The following is a 24,264-nucleotide window of genomic DNA, read 5'->3' on the forward strand; positions in this document are numbered from 1 at the left end:
CGATGGCAGTGGCTCAGCCTCCCCCCATCTTGAATTCGCCGTGCTCAGCGCGGCGGGTAGTTGGACAGGATCCGCCCAACCGTCTCGCGCACGGCCGTGTTGCGGTCAGCCGGGTTGGGGGAATTGCTGAGCAGTTGTTCGTCACTGCCACGCCACACCAGCTTGCCGTCCTTGCCATCGAGCAGGTCGATCTGCACGGTGGCGACCTTGTAGCTGATGTTGCGGGTTTCGTTGTACATCGGCCCGCCCCAATAGCCATTCCAAGGGCCGCCCCACCCGCCGCCGTAGTGGGTGGTGACCTGCTGCTGGCGGTCCTCGACGATCAAATAGGCCTGGACCAGCACATCGCCATGCCCGCCAGCCGCCGGACGCAAGCCGCGCTGGTCGAGTTGATCGGCAACCGCCTGGCGGATTCGCTGTTCGGTCAGGTCGCTCTTGATGCGAGGGTCATCGGGGCGATATTGCAGCGCCGGGTCTTTCCAGCTCCAACTGCGATACGCCGCGAAATCGCGGCTGGTGTCGAAATCATGGTTGACCTGATTAGAGGCACAAGCGCCCAACAATAGGGTGAAGGCCAGTAGAGCAAGACGGCGAAACATGGTTTTACTCCGTTGCGTAATCAACTTGGAGGATACGCCGACATGGCTTTTTCCACTGCAGCACGAATGGCATCGGTGCGCTCGCTTTGACTGCCCCGCTGGCCGGTCTCGGCGCTGGCGCTCCATACCGGTTGCCCCGTGCGGGCATCGAACAGATCCACCCGCACCACCACGACCTGCTCCTGATACGTGCGCACCATCGGCACCGGATGGTACATCCCATAACCCGGGCCATAGCGGTCATAACGGTTATAGCCGCCGTAGTAACCGGCATCATAGTCGTCGCGGACCTGGCGCACGCGGGTTTCCAGACGCAGGTCGGCGCTGACGAACAGGTCGGCGGGCCGGTTGTCATGCAGCGGGCGCAGGCCACGCTGGTCCAGGGCATTGCTCACCGCTTCGGCCACTTGAGCCGAGTCCGCCCAGGCGGAACCCGACGGCAGGCGCCCGTCACGCCAGGCCCAACTGCGATAGCGCCCATAGTCACGGGGCGGCGCAGGGTAAGCGCTGCGGTCGAACACCGTGGCGGCCTCGGCCGGTGCCGGCGGCAGTGGATTGGACGTGGCGACATAGGGGTTGCTGCCCTGGCAGGCCGCCAGTCCCAGGCACAGCATCAACAACCCTGAACGACCTTTCATTTCGCTCTCCGGTCACACTGGACGGCAGATCCAGTGCAGATAACGTCCCAACCCGGCAAACGCCGGATGGCGACGGTGGGCCAGTTCCATTTCCAGCAACTGCGCAAGCTCCACGCGGCCCTGGAACTCTACCGGCATATAGTCATGGAAAACCCGCACACCACTCTGGTTTTCGACCTGCCACAGGCCTTCAAGTTGCGCCGCCAACTCTCGTGGATCAAGAGGTTGTTGCGGCGTCAGGCTCTGTTTTTCGCCGGCCATGTCATTTTTGCGCAACTTGCGAAAATGCCCCTTGAGCAGGTTGCGATAGACCAGCGCGTCGCGGTTGTAGAATGCCAGGGACAGCCAGCCGCCAGGGACCGTGAGTTGATGCAGCACTGGCAGGATCGCGTGAGGTTCGGCCAGCCATTCCAGCACCGCGTGACACAACACCAGGTCGTAAGGTTCAGTGAGCTGGCCGAGCAGGTCCTGCCACGGCGCCTGGATGAACGTGGCGCTCTGGCCCGCCTCGGCAAAGCGCTGGCGGGCGCCTTCGAGCATGGGCTCGGCCGGCTCGGCCAGGGTCACCTGGTGACCGCGTTCGGCCAGCCACAACGACATGTGGCCCAGGCCGGCGCCGATGTCCAGCACGCGCAATGGACGCTGTGGCAAAGCTTCCAGCAGATCGGCCTGAAGCACCGCCAGGCGGATCGCGCCCTTGGCCCCTCCGTAGATTTTTTCGGCAAAACGCGTGGCGAGCTGATCGAAATGACGGTCGCTCATTGGCCGAACCGCCGTTCGCTGTCAGCCAGTTTGCTGCGCACCACGGCGTCCATGTCCAGGCCCAGTTCGCTGCAAAGCAGCAACAGGTACAACACGATGTCACCGACCTCCTGCCCGGCGTGGGCCAGTTTGTCCGCCGGCAACTGGCGCGACTGGTCCTCGGTCAGCCACTGGAAAATCTCCACCAGTTCGGCCATTTCCACACTGGCGGCCATGGCGAGGTTTTTCGGGCTGTGGAATTGCCGCCAGTCGTTACGGTCACGAATGGCATGCAGGCGTTCGGTCAGTTCAACAAGGTTCATCGGGTTCTCCTGAATGCGCATAGCTTCAGGGGGATGACCTGGGAAGGCAAGAGTCTCGGTACGAAGCGACAGTTTGCCCCATAATCGAACCAACTCGGCCGCTACAGCTCCTACAATCAGGAGCCAACGGCTCAGCTCAGATCCCCTCCCATCAGGATGCACACATGCAGGCAGAAAGCTTTTTCGAATGGCTCGGCCAGGCGCTCGGTTCGGTGATCCGTTTCATCGTCGACCTGCTCAGCGGTCTCTTCAACACCCTGGCCAATGCCGGCGGCAATTTTGTCGATGGGCTGTCACGTACCCTGGGCATGGACACCTCGATCATCAGCATCATCGCGCTGATCCTCGGGCTGATGTTGCTTTACTCGGCGATCCGCGCGTTCATGCGGGCCTCGATCGTCATGGGCATCATCTGGCTGGTGCTGGGGTTGTGGTTGTTGAGCTGGATTATCCACTAGCACTCGGATCGCTCCCCACCACAGAGCCCGCGCCGGACACAGCACCTGTGGCGAGGGAGCTTGCTCCCGCTGGGTGGCGAAGCCGCCCCAAATGGGCTGACGCAATCTTCCAGACACATCGCGCCAGCCGGCTTTACGACTGCTTCGCAGCCGAGCGGGAGCAAGCTCCCTCGCCACAATGAGTCCGAAGTCACTTTGGAGAATTGCGTGTTCCCCTCCGCACCGGGCACGATCAATTCAGGAACCCGCTACAATCGCGCTCCATCAAGGAGCCCGCATGTCCAACCTGACCACCGACTGGCGCGACCGCCTTACCCATCGCCGGGTCTGGGCGCTGGCTGCGCCAATGATTCTCTCGAACATTTCCGTACCGCTGGTGGCCTTGGTGGACAGTACCGTCATCGGCCATTTGCCCCATGCCCATCAGTTGGGCGCGGTAGCGGTCGGGGCGAGTTTGTATACGGTGCTGGCGTGGGCCATGGGTTTCCTGCGCATGGGCACCACCGGGTTCGCCGCCCAGGCTACCGGGCGCGGTGATGGGGCGGCGTTGCGACAAGTGCTGCTGCAAGGGCTGCTGTTGGCGATAGGGTTGGCGGTACTGCTCGCTGCCGTCGGCGTGCCATTGAGCGACGTAGCGTTGCACTTCATGCAGCCGTCCGCCGAGCTCAACCAGTTGACCCAGGATTTCTTTCACACCCGGCTGTTCGGCCTGCCGGCGGCGCTGGCCAGTTATGCGCTGGTGGGCTGGTTCCTCGGTGCCCAGAATGCCCGGGCACCGTTGGCAATCCTGTTGGTGACCAACCTGATCAACATCGCCCTCAACCTGTGGTTCGTGATCGGCCTGGACTGGGGCGTGACCGGTTCGGCCCGGGCGTCGGTGATCGCCGAGTGGACCGGTGCGCTGGTCGGCCTGGCCCTGGCTCGTCACACACTGCGCGCCTGGCCTGGACAGATTGCCTGGGGCGCCCTGGGGGTGTGGCAGAGCTGGCGTCCGCTACTGGCGGTGAACCGGGACATTTTCATCCGCAGCCTGGTGCTGCAAGCGGTGTTTTTCCTGATCACCGTGCAAGGCGCACGCCTGGGGGATGCGACCGTGGCGGCCAATGCCTTGCTGCTCAACGGCCTGTTGCTGACAGCCCATGCCCTGGACGGCCTGGCCCATGCCGTCGAAGCGCTGTGCGGCCATGCCATTGGCGCCCGCGACCGCCTGGCGCTGCGTCGCTCGCTGGTGGTGGCGTGCGGCTGGTCGTTGATCGCCAGCCTGGGCTTTGCACTGCTGTTCCTGCTCGCCGGCCACCTGTTCATCGACATGCAGACCGACATTCCTGACGTGCGCGCCACCGCTTATCACTACCTGCCCTACCTGGCCGCCTTGCCGCTGATTGCGGTCTGGAGTTACTTGCTCGACGGGCTGTTCATTGGCGCCACCCGTGCCCGGGAAATGCGCAACGGCATGCTGCTGACCCTGCTGCTGGTGTTGCCCATCGCCTGGGCGCTGCAAGGGCTGGGCAACCATGGGTTATGGATAACCTTCCTGCTGTTCATGGCCCTGCGCAGCCTGACCCTCGGCGCTTTCGCCTGGCACTTGCAGCGGCACGATCGCTGGCTCGGCGCATCAGCCCACTAACGCTCAATCCTGGCTGCCCTGCCAGCGCCGGCGCAGATGCTCGAACCGCTCGCGCTGCGAACCACCCACCAGGCCAGGCACTGGCCGGGCATCGGGGTATTGCAGGCGCAGCCACAACCAGTCATCGAGCACCGCCCGCTCGGTAAACCCCAGCGTCAGGCCCTGCTGCAAATTCCCCCAGAGCCGCTGGTAATTACATCCGGTGGAGCGGCACCATTGCCAGGCGTGACGCTCCAGCAGGCACCGTTGCAACTGGTCCTGCTGCCGGTCGCTGAGCCCGTGCTCTTTCTCCAGCGCCGCCACCGGCAGCCCAGGGTTGGACAGTTGTTGCCAACCCTGGCTGCCGATCGCCCGGTCGGCCCAGGTGCCACCAAACCAGCGCAACAAACTGATCGGGCCCAGCCAGCAACTGAGTTCTTGAGGGTCGCAACCGTCGAAGAAATAGCTGGCGATGTACGGGTTGTAATAGCTCAACAAAGCTTTGTGGTGCAGACCCAGGGTCACCGTCAGCATGCGCCGCAGATGCGCCAGCAATTGCGCAGCAGGCGATGGGCTGACCAACAACAGCCCCGGCCAGGAACCTGGATCCAGGTGACAAAGGCTGGCCAGCGCAGGCGAATGGCGCAGATCCACCAACAGCGGACCGTGCTCTCGCAGCCCATGCAGCTCGGTGTTTTCAAACAAGGCAAAGCACCGGGCCTTGGCGAACTGCGCGCGCACCAGCCGCGCAGCGCCAGGCGCACTCGGTACGTCGAGCAGCAGCCATTGCGGCGGTGATCCAGACAGGGGCGCGGCGTTCATCGAGCGACACTCGCGCCACGCCGCATGAGCATACGGCAGGTGCACAGTGGCTGGGAGCAGGGGCTGAAAGGCCCGCCTTCGGGCAACAAGCACAACAAGACCAGCGGCTCGGCCTCCCGGATTGCAGACAACAGAAACGGATCGGCAACCGATGGCCCACGCGTTTCGCCTGTGGATGACTCATCCACAATCTCTACTGAGGCAGGCGCATCCAGAAATGCACTGATCATTGGCCGATCCGGATCGCCTTCGATAAAGCTCACCAGCACCTCGGTGCCGTCACTCAAGGCGCCCGCCACGCCCGGGACCAGTTCGGGCGCCAAAGGCAGCCAGCAATGACTGGGGCTCGCGCCTTCGCCCTGGTAGAGCCAGTCAAACTGCACCGCCACGCGCCCCGCTCCCAGCTCCGACGGCTCGTCCACCGCCACGACCCAGCCACGTTGCCGGCTCACCATGCGCGGTTTTACCGGGACCTCCTCCGGCACGAACAGCACGCCCCGGGGAATGGCCCTGAAATGATTGCCGTACACCCCCGCCTGTGCGCGGTGCTCGACCTTCGTCAGCAGCCAGCGCCGGTTCCAGTCGGCAAACGGATGGCCCGTCAGCTTCAGCACCTGACCACCGTGCAGGCTCATCAAGTCGCTGCGCCCCTGGGCGACCTGCTCCTCCGACACATCGGTTTGCACGCTGAACGAGCGCACCGCGGCAATCGGGTCGTCGTCCGCGTAGACCGCCTTACCGGCAGGGGGAAAACTGTGTGGATTATCAGCGAACACCAGGCAATGCCCGTCCCGGGTGTGTTCGAAATGAAAGTGGATACCCGCCTGGGCGCATACGCGCTGCAGGAACTGCAGGTCCGACTCTCGATACTGGGTACAGAAATCCTGCGGTGGATAATCGCCACTCAAATCCAGGCACAGGCTGCGGCCAATGATGTCATGGGCCTTGAGCACCTGGCGAATGATCTGCGGCACCGAGCGGGCGCTGAAAACCCGCTGGCTGAATCGCTGCGCCAGACAGGCCAGCTTCGGCCCGATACGCACCTGGCAGCCGGCGCCATGACTGTGTTGGACCAACTCATGAAGCTGCCCATGAACACCTCGGCCCGGGGCCCCGAAACTCAACCAGACGCTGCGGTACAACAGGCCCGCCAGGTCCAGGTTCGCGTCGCGCAACGACAGCTGCGCTTCATAGACGAAGGGTTCGCTGATCGCTTCGCTACCCGTGAAGGCCACGACGTCAACAGGCTCGGGCAGACCGGCTATCTCCAGACGAAAGGCTGGCTCGCTGGCTGGATCGGACATCGGCGTTTCTCTACAGGAGGGGCGGTCGGGGATTCTCGCCGAGAGCCATGGCCGAGTAGAGGGGCCAAGTACAAGTTAGGAAAGGGACTACACGAAATAAGGACATCGCCGGTTAAACGCACCGATGTGCGGAAACAGCGGCGGCACACATAAAAATGCCCTTCAGGACTGTCCGAAAAAACCCGCAGCATGCGGTGTATTTTTCTGACAGCCCTGGAGGGCGGTGTTAATCGGTGGAACAGACGCGCCCCTGTGGCGAGGGAGCTTGCTCCCGCTGGGCTGCGTAGCAGCCCCCTTTTGTGAGCGCTTCGCACTCAAGCGGGAGCAAGCTCCCTCGCCACAGGTCCGCCGGCACGGAACCGGCATCAGTCGATCAAGACGACAGGTAGGAGGAACGCGTCAGCCCCAGGCGCAAGGCATCGAGGAACTGGGTACGTTCGGCGGCGCTGATACGGGCGCTGGCGCACTTGTCGCGGTAGTGAGTCATCAACTCCTCCGGCGACAGGTGCACGTAGCGCAGCATGTCCTCGATGGTGTCGTGGGTTTCGATACCGGCGTGGTACACGCTGCCATCGGCGTTCTGGTAGATGTTCACCGAGTCGGTGTCACCGAACAGGTTGTGCATGTCACCAAGGATTTCCTGGTAGGCACCCACCAGGAAGATGCCCAGCAGATAGTCTTCATCCGGCTTGAGAGCGTGAACCGGCAGGCTGGTCTCGATGCTCTGCTCGTCGACGTACTGCTTGATCTTGCCGTCCGAGTCGCAGGTCAGGTCTTGCAGCACGGCGCGGCGCAGCGGCTCTTCGTCCAGGCGATGCAGCGGCAGGATCGGCAACACCTGGCCGATGGCCCAGGTGTCCGGCAGGCTCTGGAACACCGAGAAGTTGCAGATGTATTTGTCGGCCAACTTGTCGTTGAGCTCATCCAGCACCTGGCGGTGCGAGCGCTGGCGCGCCTTCAACGAGTTGTGCAGGCGACGGCACACCGCGAAATAGCATTGCTCGGCCAAGGCTTTTTCGGCCAGGGTCAGTTTGCCGTCGGCATATTGGGTCGCCACGTCGCTCATGTAGTGGGTGGCGCGCCAGTAAGTCTCGGTGACCATCTCGATATCAGTCGGGCCCAGCAGGTCAACCAACCATTGCACGGTTTCCGGCAGTTCCTGCTTGTTGTCGATCACCGGCACGTCGTCGTTGTGTTTCTCGACGTCGGTCACTTGCACCACCAGCATGGCGTGGTGAGCGGTCAGCGAGCGGCCGCTTTCGGAGAAGATGTTCGGATGCGGCAGGCTCTGGGCATCGCAGAACTCCTTGAGCATGCCGACCACGACACCGGCGTAATCGTCCATGTCGTAGTTGATCGAGCTGGCATTGCGCGAGTGCGTGCCGTCGTAGTCCACGCCCAGGCCACCGCCGACGTCGATGTGATCCACCGGCAGGCCGAGGTTGCGCAGCTCACCGTAGTAACGGATCGCTTCCTTGAAGCCATGCTGGTAGTCCGCCAGGTTGGCGATCTGCGAACCCATGTGGAAGTGCAGCAGGCGAATGCCCTGGTCCAGGCCGGCAGCACGGAAACGCTCGACCACCGACAGCAGTTGCGCGGCCGACAAGCCGAACTTGGACTTCTCGCCACCGGTATCGGCCCACTTGCTCGACGCCAGGGATGACAGGCGCACGCGCAAGCCGACCTGCGGCTTGACCTTGAGCGTCGCGGCCTCTTCGATCACCAGGCCGACTTCGGACTCTTTCTCGATGACGATGAAGACGTTGTGACCGAGCTTCTGGCCCATCAGCGCCAGACGGATGAATTCGCGGTCCTTGTAGCCGTTGCAGACGATGGTCCCGCCCTTCGGCGCCAGGGCCAGGACCGCCAGCAGCTCCGGCTTGGAACCGGCTTCCAGGCCGATGGAGACGTTCTGGGTGGCGATGATGTTCTCGATCACCGCTTCCTGCTGGTTGACCTTGATCGGATAGAGCGCGGTGTACTTGCTCTGGTATTCCAGGCGCGCGATGTTGCTGTCGAAGGCGCCGGTGAGCTGGCGCACACGGTCTTGCAGGATGTCGGGGAAGCGCACCAGCAAGGGCAGTGATAGGCCGCTCTGGCGCAACTGGTCGACTTGCTCGAACAGGTCGATGGGCGAGCTGTCGGGACCGTTCGGACGGACTTCGACGCGACCGGCTTCATTGATCGCGAAATACCCGGCCCCCCAATGGCGAATCCCGTAAACACTGCGGCTGTCCGCAACTGTCCATTGGCTGCCATCGTCTTTGCGTGTGCGTCGTACGGACATCGAAGTCCCCTATAAAGAAGTCAAAATGCACCATCCGGTCGGAGGCTGGGGCAGTCTAGAGAGTGAAAATGACGAATTGCCTGTTAGCAAGGTAGACCCTGCTCCCAGCGATGAGTTTAGAAACCCGTTCAGAACAGGCTCTGTGAAAACCATGCGGGCGACCTCGAACGTTGGATTCGGGTCAAGCCGAGGGTGGCTTTCACAGAGGCTGCTAGCCGCCGGATTTCTTTGCCTTGAAGCCGTGCTTGACCAGTTCCGCCAGCAGCAGCTCGACGTGATCGCCCTGGATCTCGATGATGCCGTCTTTCAACGCACCACCGGTGCCACAGCGTTTCTTCAACGTGGTGGCCAGCTCCTTGAGCGCGTCTTCGGCCAACGGCACGCCAGTGATCGTGGTCACCGTCTTGCCGCCGCGACCTTTGCTTTCACGGCGCACGCGCGCTATGCCGTCACCGGCAGGGATGGCGGTCTGTTTGCAGATGCAGGCATCCACCGGCTGACGGCAATCAGGGCAATGACGACCGGCGTCGGTAGAAAATACCAGGCCGCCCAGGGCGGCGAAGGATGCGGCTTTTTTGGCCACCGGCAATCCTCTCGGGAGGACAAAGACTGGTCGAGGGGGAATGTGCCTCGACCGCGAAACCCCACTCAGGCAGGGGCAGCGCTACTGGACCGCAGACACGGTTCAGCTTGAAAAGTCGCGCAGTGTAACGGCAAAAAGCCGACTTGCTAAGGGCCAATCAGCGCCAATTTATAGCTTCTTTGCGACGCTGCCGCCATGGACCCGCAAATAGCGTTCAAGCGCCGCCAGAGAGTCCGGGCAGTAAGGCTTGCGCTGGATTTCATCAAGCACCTGTTCGAGGGGCAGGAAACGCGCTTCGAGGACTTCTTCAGGCTGCAGCACCAGCGGGCCGTCCCACACCGCCGAGAACGCCGAGCACCACAGGCGACTGCCAGGGTCTTCGAAATAAAAATGGTCGTGTGCGGTCAGTTCCACGCCGCTCACGCCCAGCTCTTCCGCCAGTTCACGGGCAGCCGATTCGGCGTAGGTCTCGTCGGCCTGGACCATGCCGCCCGCCGCCACGTCCCAGAAACCCGGGTAGATGGCCTTGCTCAGGGTGCGCCGATGAACACACAGCTCACCAGACGAATTGAACAGCATGATGTAGGTGCCGCGTCCGATCAGGCCACGCTCGCGCAGCTCTGAACGCACCAGGCTGCCGAGCAGGTTGTCCTGCTCATCGACCCACGCAATCAGCTCGGCATCCGAGGCCACTCGATGGGCGACCTCCCGGGGGCTTTCGCTCATGAATCAACCCTGGTTCAGCAGTTGCCGCAAGTCGATGACCGCTGCGTTGGCCCGGGAAATGTAGTTGGCCATGACCAGCGAGTGGTTCGCCAATACACCGAAGCCGCTGCCGTTGAGGATCATCGGGCTCCAGACCGGTTCCTGGGACGCTTCCAGTTCACGGATGATCTGCCGCACGCTGACCGTGGCGTTCTTTTTCGCCAGGACATCGGCGAAGTCCACTTCGATGGCGCGCAGCAGGTGCGACAACGCCCATGCCTGGCCACGGGCCTCATAGAACACGTTATCGATTTGCAGCCACGGGGTCTCGACCACTTCTTCATCCACCTGTGGCACCTGGCCCGGGGCCGGGACTTCGGTTTTCAGCGAGGTGTTGAGCTTGACCCGGCCAACGCTGGCCGACAGACGCTGGGACAACGAACCCAGGCGAGTGCCGACATCCCCGAGCCAGTTGTTCAGGTTGTCGGCGCGGGCGTAGAACAGTGCGCTTTTCTGGCTTGGGTCGGACAGACGCGCCTGATAGCGGCTCAGGGAATTGATGCCTTCCTGGTATTCAGATTCGCTGGAGGGCAGTACCCAACTGCGGTTGTCGAAGTTGAAGCGCGGTTCGGCCTTGGCCAGGTCGGCGTCCTCGGCGGACTGGGACTGGGAACGGGCGAAGTCCTTGCGCAGGGCACGGCTCAGGTCGCGGACCTGCACCAGCACGCCGTATTCCCAGCTCGGCATGTTGTCCATCCACAGGCCAGGTGGGAAGCGGTCGTTGGAGATGTAGCCACCCGGCTTGCTCAGCAGGGTCCCGGCCACCGTCTTGAGCGTCTCGACCGTGGTGTAGCCCACCACCATCTGCCGGCCATCTTTCTCGGCTGCGGCCTGGGCGTTCTGCTGCACAGGGAACAGCGCGGGCTCCTGGCTCCAATACCAGCCGACGGCAATGGTCACCAGCAGGTAAAGGCCGATCAGCGTCGCCAGTGCGCGACTGAAAAAAAGCCCACCCAGGTAGCTGCGGGTGTCCGATTTCGGCTCGGCGGCACGTTCAGGCGCGCTGCCCGCGCGGTTTTTCCAGTCCAGCATGGTGATATCCCTTCAATCACTTGAGTTCTCGGTTCGACCACAACCCTACGCCATCGTGCCTGATTTGAAACGCGATAATGCGGCGCCCATCATGCCGGGCGCGACAGGGCAATCGAACAGCACTATAAAGGAAGCGTTGCCATCGGCCTACGAGACTGGTCAGTCACAAACTGAATTTCGCGACTGGACAGAATATTGACGTATGACACTCATGCAGAGGAAAAGAGGTGCTAGCATAGAGCCACCAGTCGATCTCAGCATGCACCCTAACTAGTAGTCAGGATATGACCGAGCCAGAAGACCCCAGCCGTGAGCGCCTCAAGCACCACTTTGCCCAGCGGGTAATTCATCAGGCTCGTCAGATCCTGGAGATTTGGCAGCGCCTGCAACGCAGTGAGTGGTCAAGCACCGACCTGTCGGAGCTCAGCGAAGCCAACCTGCGCCTGCTGCGCTTTGCCGAGCGCTTCGAACAGCCCGAGCACGCCCAGTTGGCCCAAGGCATCAGCCAGTCACTGCAAGCGGTGGACGCCAATCGTGGGCGCCTGAGCAGCCACCTGATCACCGAAATCAACCGCTTGATGCAGCGCTTGTCGCGTACCGGCCTGCGTCATGGCGACCAACTCGAACAAACCTTCCTGCCGCCGCTGCGCAAACCCATCTACGTGTTGCTGCAAGATCATGACCGCGCCGAGCGCCTGGCCAAGCAGTTGGAGTTCTTCGGCCTCGGCGCCCAGGCGCTGGACAGCGTCGCGGGGTTCCGCGCCTCCATGGTCGAACGCCTGCCGGCGGCGATTGTCATGGATGTGGATTTCAGCGGCCCCGGCGCTGGCCTGAAACTGGCCGCCGAAGCCCAGGAAGGCCTGGAGCAGCCGCTGCCGCTGTTGTTCTTCAGTTTGTTGGAAACCGACACGCCGACACGCCTGGCCGCGGTGCGTGCCGGTGGGCAGGAGTTTCTCACCGGCACCCTCGAAGCCTCGAGCCTGCTGGAAAAGATCGAAGTGCTGACCTGCGTTGCCCAGTACGATCCGTACAAAGTGCTGATCATCGATGACTCCCGTGCCCAGGCCATGCATACCGAACGCTTGCTCAATAGCGCCGGCATCATCACCCGCACGCTGATCGAGCCGATCCAGGCCATGGCCGAACTCGCGGACTTCCAGCCCGACCTGATCATTCTCGACATGTACATGCCGGCCTGCACCGGCACGGAACTGGCCAAGGTGATACGTCACAACGACCGCTACGTCAGCGTGCCGATCATCTACCTGTCCGCCGAAGACGACCTGGACAAGCAACTCGATGCCATGAGCGAAGGTGGCGACGACTTCCTGACCAAACCGATCAAGCCCCGGCACCTGATCACCACGGTGCGCAACCGTGCCGCCCGGGCACGCAACCTCAAGGCGCGGATGGTGCGCGACAGCCTCACCGGCCTGTACAACCACACCCATATCCTGCAACTGCTCGAGGATTGCAGCTTTCGCGCTCGTCGCGAAGGCAAGCCCCTGAGCTTTGCCATGCTCGATATCGACCATTTCAAACGGGTCAATGACAGCCACGGCCACCCCATGGGCGACCGGGTGATCAAGAGCCTGGCGCTGTTTCTCAAGCAACGCCTGCGCAAGACCGACTTCATCGGCCGTTACGGCGGCGAAGAGTTCGCCATCGTCATGCCCGACACCGACATCGACGCCGCCTGCAAAGTGCTGGATGAAATTCGCCAGCGCTTTGCCGAAATCCACTATCCAGCCCAGCCCCATGATTTGTGGTGCACCTTCAGCGCCGGCGTGGTGGAGATGAGCGATGACTCCGACAGCCTGATGATGGCCAGCCAGGCGGATGAAGCGCTGTATCGCGCCAAGCATGCCGGGCGCAACCGGATACAGAGCGCCCGCCAATCAAAGCAAAGTGCCACCTTTTCATCGGAATCGACCGATTCGGTCATAAACCTGTAACGCAAACGCAATAACTTCAAGCGCTTACGATTCTGCCCCTGGTAGACACTTGATGCGCCTGAAGCTGCTGACCAATCTCAATACCCTTCTTTTAGTTGCCGTGTGCCTCGGCCTCGGCGCCACGCTGTGGTGGTCGCAGATTGCCCTGGAGCGACCCTATCTGCTGATGGAGCGCTACCTGGGCCTGTCGCAACAATTCCAGGGCGAAGTGGCGCGCAACATCGAGGACTATCTGGCCAGCGGCGATGCCCTGCGCTTGAGCACCGCCACCCAGGCGCTGGAAACCCTGCAAAAAGACCTGGATCAATTTCCCCCGGAAATGGCCAAGACCCTGCGCCCGAGCCTGGCGAACCTCGACAGCTTCAGCAAGACCGATCTGCTGGCCGCCGGCAAACTGGCCGGTGATCCGCAGGCCTTGCTGCTACAGGCCGAACGAGAGTTGAGCGCCAGCCTCGATCAACTGGCCCAATACGCCAATGGCGCCCCGGCCTACTTGCCCGCGCTGTTTGCCGCGTCGCAGCACCTGGGCCGCCTATCCCTCACGCGGGACAAACTGGTCAGCAGTGGCCGCAGCGAATTGGCCGCCGACGTCGAGCGGGAACTGGCGAGCATCCGTGTGGAGGCCGAACGCCTCGACAACCTGCCACTGTTGGGCGTCACCGCCAGCAGCGAATCAGGCAGCGATGATTTCGCCGCGCTGATGGGTTTGCAAATCCAGGAAAAAACCGCCGCCGAAGATGCGGGCATCGCCCTCAAGCGCGAGCTAAACAGCCTGCTCGGTCGTTACCCGGCAGAATTGGCCCGCACCCGTGAACTGATCCAGAAACGCACCGAACTGAGCAGCGCCACGCACCTGAAAATCGCCGATGTACAACAGGCGATCGATGCCATGGAACCAGCGGTGCGCGCCCAGCATGGGCAGATTCAGGGAGAGGTTCGCTTGATCCAAGGGGTAATGATTGGCCTGATCCTGCTGATCGCCCTGCTCATCGACACCCTGCAGCGACGCCTGGCGCGGACCTTGACGCACCTGGCGCCGGCCCTGTCGACCTGGGCCGAAGGGGATTTCAGCCGTGACATCCACGTGGGCGCCAGCAACCGCGAACTGCAAGACATCGAAGCGTCGCTCAATCGCCTGCGGGCTTATCTGGTGGATCTGGTGGGCACCATTCGGGTGAACGCCGAACAGGTCGCCGGCAGCAGCCGTACCCTGGCCGAGTTGAGTGGCGAGCTGCACAGCGGCGCCGAGGATCAGGCCAGCGACACGGCGCTGATCCGCGACTCCCTCAGCGAACTGGAAGCGACGATCCAGCAGGTGGCCGGCGATGCCAGCCAGGCCGCAGACGCCAGCCGCAGCGCCGGGCATGCCGTGGAACAAGGGCAGAAGGTCATTGGCCTGAGCCTCACCGGTCTGCATGCGCTGGTGGGCGAAGTGCAAGGCAACGCGCAGATGATCGAACAACTGGCCGAGGAGTCGGCCACCATCGGTGGCGTGCTGACGGTGATTCGCTCGATTGCCGACCAGACCAACCTGCTGGCCCTCAACGCCGCCATCGAAGCGGCCCGCGCCGGGGAAATGGGCCGGGGTTTCGCGGTGGTGGCCGAGGAAGTCCGCTCCCTGGCCCAACGCACGGCCGGTGCCACCGCCGAAATCCAGACACTGATCGCCCGTCTGCAACAGGCCGCACGCCAATCGGTGGACGGCATGCGCGCCCAGGTCGAACACGCCGAAGCCACCGCCAACCAGGCGCAAGCGGCCGACGGCGCGCTGGATGAGATCGTCGGCGCCATCCAGACCATCTCCGACACGGCAGTACGCATCGCCGACGTCACCGCCCAACAAAGCGGCGCCGTCAGCGAAATCCGCGATCACAGCGAGCGGATTCACCAACTGGGCGGCGACAACCTGCTGCGCATCGGACAGGGGCGGGAACAGGGTGACAATCTGCTGGTGCTGGGCGGACGTTTGCACACCGCCGTGCAGGCCTTTCGGGTTTAGCGCCACAGACTGCATGAAGCACTATGGGGGCTTGCTCGCGATAGCGGTGGGTCAGCTTGCTTCGATGCTGGATGTGCCGCCGCCATCGCGAGCAAGCTCGCTCACATTGATTCGAGGGGCCCCTGGAATTGATGCCCCCACGGGGTGCGGTTTGCAACCGTATGACCGGATCAGAGACCATGGTCACAAATTTCGCGCAAACATCGGTCATCGTGCTGGCTATTGCAGAGAACTGGACAGTCACAAAGGCTTTGCGGCATAGTCGCCAGGTTCTGATACCTGCTCACAGATAACAAGGAACAGCAGATGGCGACCCTATTGGTCCTGCACGGACCCAACCTGAACCTGCTGGGCACCCGTGAACCGGGCGTCTATGGCGCCGTGACACTGGCCCAGATCAACCAGGACCTGGAACAGCGGGCCCGCGCCGCCGGCCATCATTTGCTCTATCTGCAAAGCAACGCCGAATATGAATTGATCGACCGTATCCATGCCGCGCGTGGCGAAGGCGTGGACTTCATTTTGATCAATCCAGCAGCTTTTACACACACAAGCGTCGCATTACGTGACGCGCTGCTGGCGGTGAGCATCCCATTCATCGAAGTGCATTTGTCTAACGTGCACAAACGCGAACCTTTCCGCCATCACTCTTACTTCTCCGATGTAGCGGTGGGAGTGATCTGCGGCCTTGGCGCCAGCGGTTACCGACTGGCCCTGGAGGCCGCTCTAGAGCAGCTTGAAAGACAGGCGACAGCTTGAAAACAAGCGTTAAACGCCCCTGACCGACCCTTGGGAGTTGATGATTCATGGATATCCGTAAAGTTAAGAAATTGATCGAATTGCTGGAAGAGTCCGGCATCGACGAGCTTGAGATCAAGGAAGGCGAAGAGTCCGTACGCATCAGCCGCCACAGCAAGACCCCGGCCCAGCAGTTCTATGCACCGGCACCGATGCATGCTCCAGCCGCCGCGCCTGCTCCAGCAGCAGCGCCGGTTGCCGCAGCCGCGCCCGCCGCACCGGCTGCGCCAGCGCTCAACGGCACTGTTGCCCGTTCGCCAATGGTGGGCACGTTCTATCGCAAGTCTTCGCCATCCTCGCCGTCCTTCGTTGAAGTCGGCCAGACCGTGAAGAAAGGCGACACCCTGTGCATCGTCGAAGCCATGAAGATGATGAACCACATCGAAGCTGAAACCAGCGGTGTGATCGAGTCCATCCTCGTCGAAGACGGCCAGCCGGTTGAGTACGACCAACCGCTGTTCACCATCGTTTGAACCGCGGAGAGCCTTTGATGACTGCGAAGTTGGAAAAAGTTCTGATCGCTAACCGCGGTGAGATCGCCCTGCGGATTCTGCGTGCCTGCAAAGAGATGGGCATCAAGACCGTCGCCGTTTACTCCAAGGCCGACAAAGAACTGATGCACCTGGGCCTGGCGGACGAATCCGTCTGCATCGGTCCGGCGTCGGCTGCGCACTCCTACCTGCACATCCCGGCGATCATCGCCGCTGCCGAAGTGACCGGCGCCACCGCCATTCACCCGGGCTATGGTTTCCTGGCGGAAAACGCCGACTTCGCCGAACAGGTCGAAAACTCCGGTTTTGCCTTCATTGGTCCGAAAGCCGACACCATCCGCCTGATGGGCGACAAGGTCTCGGCCAAACACGCCATGATCGCTGCGGGCGTGCCAACCGTTCCGGGTTCCGACGGCCCGCTGCCTGAAGACGAAGAAACCGCTTTGCGCATCGGTCGCGAAGTTGGTTATCCGGTGATCATCAAGGCCGCTGGCGGCGGCGGTGGTCGTGGCATGCGCGTGGTACACAAGGAAGAAGACCTGATTTCCTCGGCGAAACTGACCCGCTCCGAAGCGGGCGCAGCGTTTGGCAACCCGATGGTCTACCTGGAAAAATTCCTGACCAACCCACGCCACGTCGAAGTCCAGGTGCTGTCCGACGGGCAGGGCCATGCGATCCATCTGGGCGACCGCGATTGCTCGCTGCAACGTCGTCACCAGAAAGTCCTCGAAGAAGCGCCGGCACCGGGCATCGACGAGCAGGCTCGCGAGGAAGTCCTGGCGCGTTGCGTCAAGGCCTGCATCGACATCGGCTATCGCGGCGCCGGCACCTTCGAGTTCCTGTACGAGAACGGTCGTTTCTACTTCATCGAAATGAACACCCGTGTTCAGGTGGAGCACCCGGTTTCGGAAATGGTCACGGGTATCGACATCGTCAAGGAGATGCTCAGCATCGCCGCCGGCAACAAGCTGTCGTTTACCCAGGATGACGTGGTCATCCGCGGTCACGCACTGGAATGCCGGATCAACGCCGAAGACCCGAAAACCTTCATGCCAAGCCCAGGCACGGTCAAGCATTTCCATGCCCCGGGCGGCAATGGCGTTCGCGTCGATTCGCACCTGTACAGCGGTTATGCCGTTCCGCCGAACTACGATTCGTTGATCGGCAAGCTGATCACCTACGGGGCGACCCGTGACGAAGCCATGGCGCGCATGCGCAATGCGCTGGACGAAATCGTGGTCGACGGGATCAAGACCAACATCCCGCTGCACCGCGACCTCGTACGCGACGAAGGCTTCTGCAAAGGCGGCGTCAACATCCACTACCTGGAACACAAGCTGGGCAACCAGCACTGATATTCCAAGTGGTGTGAAAAGACCCCGGTCCATTGGCCGGGGTCTTTTTTTGCCTGTTCTTCAAGATGACAATCCAGTGGATCAGCTCAGCGCCACCGTAGGGAACGCGTGGGCTTCGATCTGCGCCGCAGTCGCCGGCCGCCCCTGCGGGGTGAGCACGGCACCACTGGCATTGGCCACCAGCGGCTCGCTGCGCACGCGCGTCATGAACCCACGGGCCCGCACCGACACCGGATCAGAACCCTGTTTCGCCCTCGCCAGCACCGGTATGTAGTAGCGTTCGACCTGAGTGCGGGACGTCTTGAATACCGACGTCACGCCATTGCGCAAATCCAGCGACACACCATAGGTATTGCCGAAGCAGGACGAATACGACCAATGATCCCAGGTGGGCCGCAGCCCCTGGCGCCGCATCGCCGACCTGACCCGCCCGCCGATGTCCGCCCCCGTCAACCAGTCGCCACCCACCAGGGTCGAACGAATATCCTTTGCGCTGGCTCCCAGGCGTTGCGTCACGTCCCGGAGGCTGCGCTCGATCAGCGCGCGGATATTGTGATCGAAATGGATCACTGCCCCTGTCTTGGTGGCCGGGTTATACAATGACGCGATCACGCACGTCTGCGCGTTCAGGGAGAACAGATAGTTGTCCGCCGCGGCCTCGCTGAACCTTGCCACCACAGCCTCGCCCTGCAACGCCCCCCTTGATACGTCCGGGAAGACATGGGCGGGAAACGCCTCCCGCAGATCGCTCACTCGGCCGAGGACAAGCACTTGATCATTGCCTCCTTTCAAGCCGACGTCGTTGTGTACCCACTTGCCCTTCCCCACCCTGCGGATAGGCAGGTTGTACAAGGCACCGGGGCGACTGGCATCCACCAGGCACAAACCACCGAAGTAAGGGTCTTCCTTCACCTGGTAGTACTTGCCTTTACTGCGGATGTAATAAGTAGTGTGTGGCTGCGATGCGCTGGACGGGCTGCGATAGGTGCCCTCAAAGAGGCTCTCCCCGGTTACCAGCTCCAGATTCTCAGGCGCTTTGCCAACTGCCTGTTTCGGCTTGAAATGTATGGGCTGGATGACTGGCCCGGTCTCTTTGGCAATCAGCGGCGTCACGCGTCTCAAGCGCTGCTCGGACAGTGACACAGGCTTCACGACAAGCTTCAGGCTCCTGGCTGCCCGCCCCAGTAGCGGAGCAAGGGTCCCGCCCCCCAAGGCTGCGAACAACAGGCCCCAGGAAGCCATCAACCAGTGGCCCAACGCACGATCCGTGTCGCCCTGCCCATGCGCCTCGGCGGCCTGTTTGACGCTGACGGCAATGAAGGCGACATCCAGCAGCAAGGCGAAGGGCGGATAAACCAGGCACACGGGAGCCGATGCAAACAGCAGCCCCTTGATGACCTGCCGCCTGATCACCTCGGCGCGACTCTTGGTGACGTCTTCCACATCGCTGATGGCGCGCTCGATGTAGGCATCGAACTCCGCCTGGATATCGTTCACTCGATTGAACTCGCGCAATGTGTCGACGCCAATGCTCGTCGCCGCCAGCGCCGCCAATGAACGCCTGACGGCCGCGCGGGCACCGAGGGCAACCCGTTCCAGCACATAGTCATGCAAGCGCGTGGCGACCGCCCCGGAAAAGTCCTGGTACCGGCGAAACGTGACTCCGTCCGGAGCATCGGGCGTGTACAGCCAATAGGCGCCCTTCGGGTCGAAGTAGGCAAAGACATAGGCGCCCATCACGATATGGCCGCCGATGGAAAACCTGATCACTCCTTCGCGCTGCACGACGCTCCCCGAATACACCGGACCGGACACCGACACCGACTCACCCAGAAGGGTGACTTGCCGGGTGAGCCACCAGAACTCACTGGCACCCAACTGGGATTTGCCCGTTGCGACACGCAGGTCACGGTCCATCCGGGTCAACAGCAGGTTGCGGTAGGCATTGCGCCGCTGGGCGTATTCCGGGGCACGGGCATCGAGAAACCTGCGGCGGACCTGTCGCGCATATTGCTCACCCAGGTATGCCCGCCGGATATAGGACGCAAGCTCCGCACTGCGGACCTGCCCCAGGTCCTGCCCCACCGACGAGCGCACACCTTTTCTGGGATTGTCGATACCCGAGTTGTCGTCATACCCGTGGATGGCAAGCTCCAGCAGGCTGGCGACTTTGGTCTTGCCATCTGCCAAGCCCGGATTGTAGTCGATGAGCACCGTCGCAGGATCGACCGGCGCCTGCACGCCCTTGCTGCGCATGTAAGGCGCAATCGCCTGCGTGACGATACGCTTGGCGAAATCCACGAAGACTTCGTAACCCACCAACTGCTGATTGAACACCTGCTGATGGACCACCAGCTCCTGACTCAAGGTGCTGATGTTTCGCCGCGCATCGAGCGGCAGGGCGGCGTACCAGCGGGGCGATTCGTCCAGTTCCACTTGCGCCAGGTTGTTGTCCAGGCCCCTTGCTACGATGTCTTCAAGGCATGCCCTGAAACCGGCCACCACACCTCTGGGATCCTGGCTTGAATCCCATGTCGCCGGCTTGTCTGCCACGCGGGTAAAGTACTCCCGGGCCACGCTTCGGTCCGCTGGAGAAATCCGTTGCAGCAGGTACTCGCGGCCGGCTTCGCTGCGGGTCCAGGCACCTATCTCCACACTCACGGCCCAAAGCGAGGGCAATTCGATCCACTCCTGGCCATCCGGCTTGTCGGGGGCGTACAGCAGCAGGTCGCCTTGCAGGTCCTGGCGATGGAACAGGAGAAAGTCGGCACACTTCAACGCGTTTGGAAGTACCAGGCAACTGACCCGTAGAACGCCGACGGACGATGCCGAAGCCTCGCCCTCCCATAGCGCCTTGAAGGCCTCATGGTTGGCCACCGTCAAGTGACCCGCACAGCGGGCAATGAACGCACTTTGCTGCAAGCGTGCCGTGAACCAATCGAGCATGGCGTCTTTCAGATCCCCTCGGCCATACCGCTCGACCAATGCCTGCCGGTACCCGGCCGGGGCATCGAGCTCTGCCAGCATTTGGCTGATGAACGCCGGGGAAAGCGGCTGGTTACGCAGCATGGCGCCGTTTTCCACCAGGAACACCGACACGGCGTCCGGCCTGACTGGACCGGCCGCCAGCAGCTCGCTCAGGCTGCGGGTTTGCACCGGCTGCCCCATTACACTTCGCCATTGCAACTGCACTCGAATGCTGTCCGGCTCGACCTCCATGTCCCGTTCACGTCGGACATAGTCCTTGGCCAGGTGCCGGGCAAAAGCCTGCAGCGAAGCCAGGCCATCGAGCAGCCCATCCAGCAACGCCTGGGCCTGGGTAGTCTGGTCCTGGAAAGCCTTCAGCTTTTTACGATCAACTTCGCCTAGCCCTCGCAACCAATCAGGCAACTGCAAACGCGCGATGGCCTCGAGGTCTTGACGCTCCTGCGTCGTCGCCAATGCGGTCAATTGACTCATCTGCCGCCAGCGGTGCTGGAGCGCTTCGATTTTCTCCCTGAGCTCATCGCCCCCCTGGCCCTCCAGCGGACCAGGCTGGAACAGCAGCTCAACTGCAGCCATGTGCTCATCGAGCTTGTGCCCGAGCAGCGCTTCAAGCGAGGCGTCGCGCTCCGCCATTCGCCAATGACGTCGCAAATAGTCTTTGTAGTGATAAATAAAACCCGAGGCGACACTCTCCACCGCCTGGACGATAACCGCCTGGCGCTCAGTCGGGAAACCCAGGTCAGCCCCGTCCGGCCAGCGATAGGGCGCATCCTGCTCTTCATCGCTAACCAGTGGTTTCTGATCGATCATGCGCTGCAACACCGTGTCGAGCAGGGTGTCAATGAAGTGAGGATCGATGTTGCCTTGGTGATAATGGGTGCGCAGCTCGACCAGCAGGTACTCCTCCAGTACCTCCAGCAAGCTCATCTGGGTTTGCAGTCGCGCGTCGATAGCCACCTGCCAACGCGTCAATCTCTCCAGGGTCATTTGTACAGTCGCCGCCTGCGGGGAAGAGACCGACCCCGTGCGCGCCATGTTGCTTTGCCGTTCGGCAGTGATGTCCATACACATTCCTCCCTGCTGTGTGGACCGGCACCTTATCCGCCCGGCGATACGCCCATGGCATACATATATATATCGAAACACCCACCCGGATGGCGCGAGACTCGCTTATCCACTTTGGCGGCGACCTGGCGTACACTGCGCGCCTTTGCAGCCCTGCGCTGCCCCCTGTAGATTTTTTCCAAAGGTGCCCGCCATGCCTTGGCTGCAAGTACGTCTGGCCATCAGCCCGGAACAAGCCGAAACCTACGAAGACGCGTTTCTTGAAGTAGGCGCCGTATCGGTAACCTTCATGGACGCCGAAGACCAGCCGATCTTCGAGCCGGAGCTCAACACCACCCCGCTGTGGTCCCACACCCACCTGCTGGCCCTGTTCGAAGGCGGCACCGAGGCGGCCAGCGTGCTGGCCCACCTCGAGCTGCTGACCGGCAGCCCGCTGCCCGAGCATCACAGCGAAGTGATCGAGGACCAGGACTGGGAACGCAGCTGGATGGACAATTTCCAGCCGATGCGTTTCGGCCAGCGCCTGTGGATCGTCCCGAGCTGGCACGCCGCGCCAGAGCCGGACGCAGTCAACCTGCTGCTGGATCCGGGCCTGGCGTTCGGCACCGGCACCCACCCGACCACCGCACTGTGCCTGGAATGGCTCGACGGCCAGGACCTGAAGGGCTGCAACGTACTCGACTTCGGCTGCGGTTCGGGGATCCTGGCGATTGCCGCGCTGCTGTTGGGCGCCAGGGAAGCGGTAGGCACCGACATCGACGTCCAGGCCCTGGAAGCGTCCCGCGACAACGCCGGGCGAAACAACATTGCCGAAGCATCGTTCCCGCTGTACTTGCCGCAGGACTTGCCACAGGTCCAGGCCGACGTCCTGGTGGCCAACATCCTCGCCGGCCCGCTGGTGTCCCTGGCGCCGCAACTGTCGAGCCTGGTCAAGCCGGGCGGACGCCTGGCACTGTCAGGCATCTTGGCCGAACAGGGTGAAGAAGTCGCCGCCGCTTATGCCGCGGACTTTGACCTGGACCCGATCGCCAATCGCGATGGCTGGGTGCGCATCACCGGACGTCGGCGCTAGAATGACCGCCTGTATCCACCGGATTGCCGCATGACTGACAGTTTCGTCACCCAGTGCCCGCATTGCCATACCCGTTTTCGCGTCAGCCATGCTCAATTGAGCGTGGCCCGCGGGGTGGTTCGTTGCGGCTCGTGCCTGCAAGTGTTCAATGCCGCACGACAGTTGCTGGAACAACGCACTGCCAAACAAGCGGCGCCTGCCGTCGTGCCGACCTCCAAGCCGGCGGTCGAAGCCCCGCCCCGGGCGATCAGCCAGAAACAATGGAGCGCTGCCGAGCTGGATCTGGATGATCTGGACAAGGAACTGGCGCGCCTGGAGCGGCGCGACAATCGCGCGCCAGGAAATACCGGCCGGCGCCGGGAAGACAACCTCAGCGCGCAACGCGACTCGCTCTCCAGCGAACAGCAAGCCTGGCCCGACAGCCTGTACAGCGAATCTTCCAGCGAGCGCGCCGAAGCCGTCCTCCAGGACACCATCGAACCGTTCGAACCCCACGAACCGGCCCGGCCACCGCGCACCGAGCCGTCGCTATCCCTGGCCCTTGAACCACTGGAACCGGACGACGAGCCTGTCGCCCCTCTCCACCTGGCGCCGGACGACGAGCCCGACGAACACCTCGAGCGCCTGTCCGCCACCGACGACCACGACGACGAACCCGAGCAGTTGGCACCGTTGCGCAAGTCACGGGAACGCCAGGAGCCGGGGATACGCGCCGAAGCCCTCCACGACCTGGACGACGACCCGTTGCAACTGGACTGGCGCAAACGCCGCTCGCCCTGGGGCCGACGCTTGTTGTGGGGCCTGCTGATACTGCTCGCCAGCGCGGCCCTGGGCGGCCAGTACATCGCCTACCATTTCGAAGAACTGGCCCGCCAGGACCAGTACCGGCCGTGGTTCCTGCAAATCTGTCCGACCATCGGCTGCGAAGTACCGTCCAAGGTCGACATCGCCAAGATCAAGAGCAGCAACCTGGTGGTGCGCAGCCATCCGGAGTTCAGCGGTGCCCTGGTGGTGGACGCGATCATCTACAACCGTGCGCCCTTCTCCCAACCTTTTCCGTTGCTGGAACTGCGCTTTGCCGACCTCAACGGACACCTGATCGCCAGCCGTCGCTTCAAGCCCGGCGAGTACCTGGGTGGCGACCTCGAGGACCGCGGCGAAATGCCGCCCCAGACGCCCATTCACATCGCGCTGGATATCCTGGACCCTGGCCCCAAAGCGGTGAACTACAGTCTGAGCTTCCATTCCCCGGAATGAAGCCGGCCAGGGTCGGCCAATTGACGGCAACTTTCTGACTGACCCTACCCAGACCAAACCGCTGGCGATAACAAAATAGCTGTTCAGATTTTATCCAATTCGATCTTTATCCAGTCATCGAGAGCGGGT

The 24,264-nt window shown here is 62.4% G+C and carries 20 protein-coding genes; 9 read left to right on the top strand and 11 right to left on the bottom strand.

Annotated elements, in window-relative coordinates; genetic code table 11:
- Nucleotides 1-44: 44 nt before the first annotated feature.
- Genes BLO97_RS18290 through BLO97_RS18305 form a run of 4 tightly spaced genes read right to left on the bottom strand, consistent with a single transcriptional unit; the run spans nucleotide 45 to nucleotide 2,301 of the window.
- On the bottom strand, nucleotides 45-599 hold the full coding sequence (locus BLO97_RS18290) for a DUF4136 domain-containing protein (protein WP_092147088.1): 555 nt from the start codon (nucleotides 597-599) through the stop codon (nucleotides 45-47).
- Between the two features lie 20 nt (nucleotides 600-619).
- Nucleotides 620-1,237 (bottom strand): DUF4136 domain-containing protein, encoded by a 618-nt coding sequence (locus BLO97_RS18295; protein WP_063323104.1) that lies wholly within the window; start codon nucleotides 1,235-1,237, stop codon nucleotides 620-622.
- Nucleotides 1,238-1,249: 12 nt separating this feature from the next.
- Nucleotides 1,250-1,999 (bottom strand): methyltransferase, encoded by a 750-nt coding sequence (locus BLO97_RS18300; protein WP_063323105.1) that lies wholly within the window; start codon nucleotides 1,997-1,999, stop codon nucleotides 1,250-1,252.
- Entirely contained in the window at nucleotides 1,996-2,301 is a 306-nt protein-coding gene (locus BLO97_RS18305) for a MazG-like family protein (protein ID WP_003186192.1), read from the bottom strand. The genes BLO97_RS18300 and BLO97_RS18305 overlap by 4 nt, the downstream gene beginning before the upstream one ends.
- Before the next feature lie 164 nt (nucleotides 2,302-2,465).
- On the opposite strand from BLO97_RS18305, the gene BLO97_RS18310 reads away from it, so the two are divergent.
- Nucleotides 2,466-2,759 (top strand): hypothetical protein, encoded by a 294-nt coding sequence (locus BLO97_RS18310; protein WP_018607618.1) that lies wholly within the window; start codon nucleotides 2,466-2,468, stop codon nucleotides 2,757-2,759.
- A 277-nt stretch (nucleotides 2,760-3,036) separates the two neighbouring features.
- Nucleotides 3,037-4,386 (top strand): MATE family efflux transporter, encoded by a 1,350-nt coding sequence (locus tag BLO97_RS18315; protein ID WP_092347216.1) that lies wholly within the window; start codon nucleotides 3,037-3,039, stop codon nucleotides 4,384-4,386.
- Between the two features lie 3 nt (nucleotides 4,387-4,389).
- Here BLO97_RS18315 and BLO97_RS18320 read toward each other — a convergent pair whose 3' ends face one another.
- From BLO97_RS18320 to BLO97_RS18345, 6 genes are all read right to left on the bottom strand, one after another.
- On the bottom strand, nucleotides 4,390-5,187 hold the full coding sequence (locus tag BLO97_RS18320; RefSeq protein ID WP_092347219.1) for a DUF4123 domain-containing protein: 798 nt from the start codon (nucleotides 5,185-5,187) through the stop codon (nucleotides 4,390-4,392).
- Nucleotides 5,184-6,491 (bottom strand): type VI secretion system Vgr family protein, encoded by a 1,308-nt coding sequence (locus BLO97_RS18325; protein ID WP_092347222.1) that lies wholly within the window; start codon nucleotides 6,489-6,491, stop codon nucleotides 5,184-5,186. Before BLO97_RS18325 ends, BLO97_RS18320 begins: the two co-directional genes overlap by 4 nt.
- Nucleotides 6,492-6,864: 373 nt before the next feature.
- Nucleotides 6,865-8,778: an arginine decarboxylase gene (speA, locus tag BLO97_RS18330; protein ID WP_014336393.1), complete on the bottom strand. Its 1,914-nt coding sequence runs from the start codon at nucleotides 8,776-8,778 to the stop codon at nucleotides 6,865-6,867.
- Nucleotides 8,779-8,989: 211 nt separating this feature from the next.
- Nucleotides 8,990-9,361: a translation initiation factor Sui1 gene (locus BLO97_RS18335; protein WP_003197435.1), complete on the bottom strand. Its 372-nt coding sequence runs from the start codon at nucleotides 9,359-9,361 to the stop codon at nucleotides 8,990-8,992.
- 168 nt (nucleotides 9,362-9,529) lie between these two features.
- Complete coding sequence (locus tag BLO97_RS18340) at nucleotides 9,530-10,087, bottom strand: NUDIX hydrolase (protein ID WP_063323109.1); 558 nt, start codon at nucleotides 10,085-10,087, stop codon at nucleotides 9,530-9,532.
- A gap of 3 nt (nucleotides 10,088-10,090) precedes the next feature.
- On the bottom strand, nucleotides 10,091-11,158 hold the full coding sequence (locus BLO97_RS18345) for a DUF2333 family protein (RefSeq protein WP_003197431.1): 1,068 nt from the start codon (nucleotides 11,156-11,158) through the stop codon (nucleotides 10,091-10,093).
- 284 nt (nucleotides 11,159-11,442) lie between these two features.
- Between BLO97_RS18345 and BLO97_RS18350 the strand changes: the two genes are divergently transcribed.
- The 5 genes from BLO97_RS18350 (at nucleotide 11,443) to accC (ending at nucleotide 17,756) form a co-directional block, all read left to right on the top strand.
- A complete protein-coding gene (locus BLO97_RS18350; protein WP_092147078.1) occupies nucleotides 11,443-13,113 on the top strand; it encodes a GGDEF domain-containing response regulator in 1,671 nt (556 codons plus the stop codon).
- A 955-nt stretch (nucleotides 13,114-14,068) separates the two neighbouring features.
- On the top strand, nucleotides 14,069-15,112 hold the full coding sequence (locus BLO97_RS32370) for a methyl-accepting chemotaxis protein (protein WP_371914740.1): 1,044 nt from the start codon (nucleotides 14,069-14,071) through the stop codon (nucleotides 15,110-15,112).
- Nucleotides 15,113-15,418: 306 nt separating this feature from the next.
- Nucleotides 15,419-15,871, top strand: coding sequence for a type II 3-dehydroquinate dehydratase (aroQ, locus tag BLO97_RS18360; protein ID WP_063323112.1), 453 nt, complete (start codon nucleotides 15,419-15,421; stop codon nucleotides 15,869-15,871).
- Between the two features lie 47 nt (nucleotides 15,872-15,918).
- Nucleotides 15,919-16,383 carry an acetyl-CoA carboxylase biotin carboxyl carrier protein gene (gene accB / locus BLO97_RS18365; RefSeq protein ID WP_003197423.1) on the top strand — a complete coding sequence of 155 codons (465 nt, stop codon included), beginning with the start codon at nucleotides 15,919-15,921 and terminating at the stop codon, nucleotides 16,381-16,383.
- A gap of 17 nt (nucleotides 16,384-16,400) precedes the next feature.
- Complete coding sequence (gene accC, locus BLO97_RS18370; protein WP_003197421.1) at nucleotides 16,401-17,756, top strand: acetyl-CoA carboxylase biotin carboxylase subunit; 1,356 nt, start codon at nucleotides 16,401-16,403, stop codon at nucleotides 17,754-17,756.
- Between the two features lie 81 nt (nucleotides 17,757-17,837).
- Here the strand turns inward: accC and BLO97_RS18375 are convergent, their stop codons facing one another.
- Nucleotides 17,838-21,806 (bottom strand): dermonecrotic toxin domain-containing protein, encoded by a 3,969-nt coding sequence (locus BLO97_RS18375; protein WP_092347229.1) that lies wholly within the window; start codon nucleotides 21,804-21,806, stop codon nucleotides 17,838-17,840.
- Nucleotides 21,807-21,999: 193 nt separating this feature from the next.
- Between BLO97_RS18375 and prmA the strand changes: the two genes are divergently transcribed.
- Together prmA and BLO97_RS18385 are read left to right on the top strand one after the other, a co-directional pair.
- Nucleotides 22,000-22,878, top strand: a complete 879-nt coding sequence (prmA, locus tag BLO97_RS18380) for a 50S ribosomal protein L11 methyltransferase (protein ID WP_092147072.1) — start codon at nucleotides 22,000-22,002, stop codon at nucleotides 22,876-22,878.
- A gap of 30 nt (nucleotides 22,879-22,908) precedes the next feature.
- A complete protein-coding gene (locus BLO97_RS18385; protein WP_092147070.1) occupies nucleotides 22,909-24,135 on the top strand; it encodes a DUF3426 domain-containing protein in 1,227 nt (408 codons plus the stop codon).
- Nucleotides 24,136-24,264 lie beyond the last annotated feature (129 nt).

The sequence above is a fragment of the Pseudomonas sp. NFACC05-1 genome (assembly GCF_900100135.1).
GTDB classification, from domain to species: Bacteria; Pseudomonadota; Gammaproteobacteria; order Pseudomonadales; family Pseudomonadaceae; genus Aquipseudomonas; species Aquipseudomonas fluorescens_Q.

Coding starts and splice junctions, on each gene's coding strand:
- BLO97_RS18350 (WP_092147078.1), top strand. CDS start 11,443: ATGACCGAGCCAGAAGACCCCAGCCGTGAGCGCCTCAAGCACCACTTT.
- BLO97_RS18315 (WP_092347216.1), top strand. CDS start 3,037: ATGTCCAACCTGACCACCGACTGGCGCGACCGCCTTACCCATCGCCGG.
- BLO97_RS18300 (WP_063323105.1), bottom strand. CDS start 1,999: ATGAGCGACCGTCATTTCGATCAGCTCGCCACGCGTTTTGCCGAAAAA.
- accC (WP_003197421.1), top strand. CDS start 16,401: ATGACTGCGAAGTTGGAAAAAGTTCTGATCGCTAACCGCGGTGAGATC.
- BLO97_RS18340 (WP_063323109.1), bottom strand. CDS start 10,087: ATGAGCGAAAGCCCCCGGGAGGTCGCCCATCGAGTGGCCTCGGATGCC.
- speA (WP_014336393.1), bottom strand. CDS start 8,778: ATGTCCGTACGACGCACACGCAAAGACGATGGCAGCCAATGGACAGTT.
- BLO97_RS18345 (WP_003197431.1), bottom strand. CDS start 11,158: ATGCTGGACTGGAAAAACCGCGCGGGCAGCGCGCCTGAACGTGCCGCC.
- accB (WP_003197423.1), top strand. CDS start 15,919: ATGGATATCCGTAAAGTTAAGAAATTGATCGAATTGCTGGAAGAGTCC.
- BLO97_RS32370 (WP_371914740.1), top strand. CDS start 14,069: ATGATTGGCCTGATCCTGCTGATCGCCCTGCTCATCGACACCCTGCAG.
- BLO97_RS18310 (WP_018607618.1), top strand. CDS start 2,466: ATGCAGGCAGAAAGCTTTTTCGAATGGCTCGGCCAGGCGCTCGGTTCG.
- aroQ (WP_063323112.1), top strand. CDS start 15,419: ATGGCGACCCTATTGGTCCTGCACGGACCCAACCTGAACCTGCTGGGC.
- BLO97_RS18385 (WP_092147070.1), top strand. CDS start 22,909: ATGACTGACAGTTTCGTCACCCAGTGCCCGCATTGCCATACCCGTTTT.
- BLO97_RS18375 (WP_092347229.1), bottom strand. CDS start 21,806: ATGGACATCACTGCCGAACGGCAAAGCAACATGGCGCGCACGGGGTCG.
- BLO97_RS18320 (WP_092347219.1), bottom strand. CDS start 5,187: ATGAACGCCGCGCCCCTGTCTGGATCACCGCCGCAATGGCTGCTGCTC.
- BLO97_RS18325 (WP_092347222.1), bottom strand. CDS start 6,491: ATGTCCGATCCAGCCAGCGAGCCAGCCTTTCGTCTGGAGATAGCCGGT.
- BLO97_RS18295 (WP_063323104.1), bottom strand. CDS start 1,237: ATGAAAGGTCGTTCAGGGTTGTTGATGCTGTGCCTGGGACTGGCGGCC.
- BLO97_RS18290 (WP_092147088.1), bottom strand. CDS start 599: ATGTTTCGCCGTCTTGCTCTACTGGCCTTCACCCTATTGTTGGGCGCT.
- prmA (WP_092147072.1), top strand. CDS start 22,000: ATGCCTTGGCTGCAAGTACGTCTGGCCATCAGCCCGGAACAAGCCGAA.
- BLO97_RS18305 (WP_003186192.1), bottom strand. CDS start 2,301: ATGAACCTTGTTGAACTGACCGAACGCCTGCATGCCATTCGTGACCGT.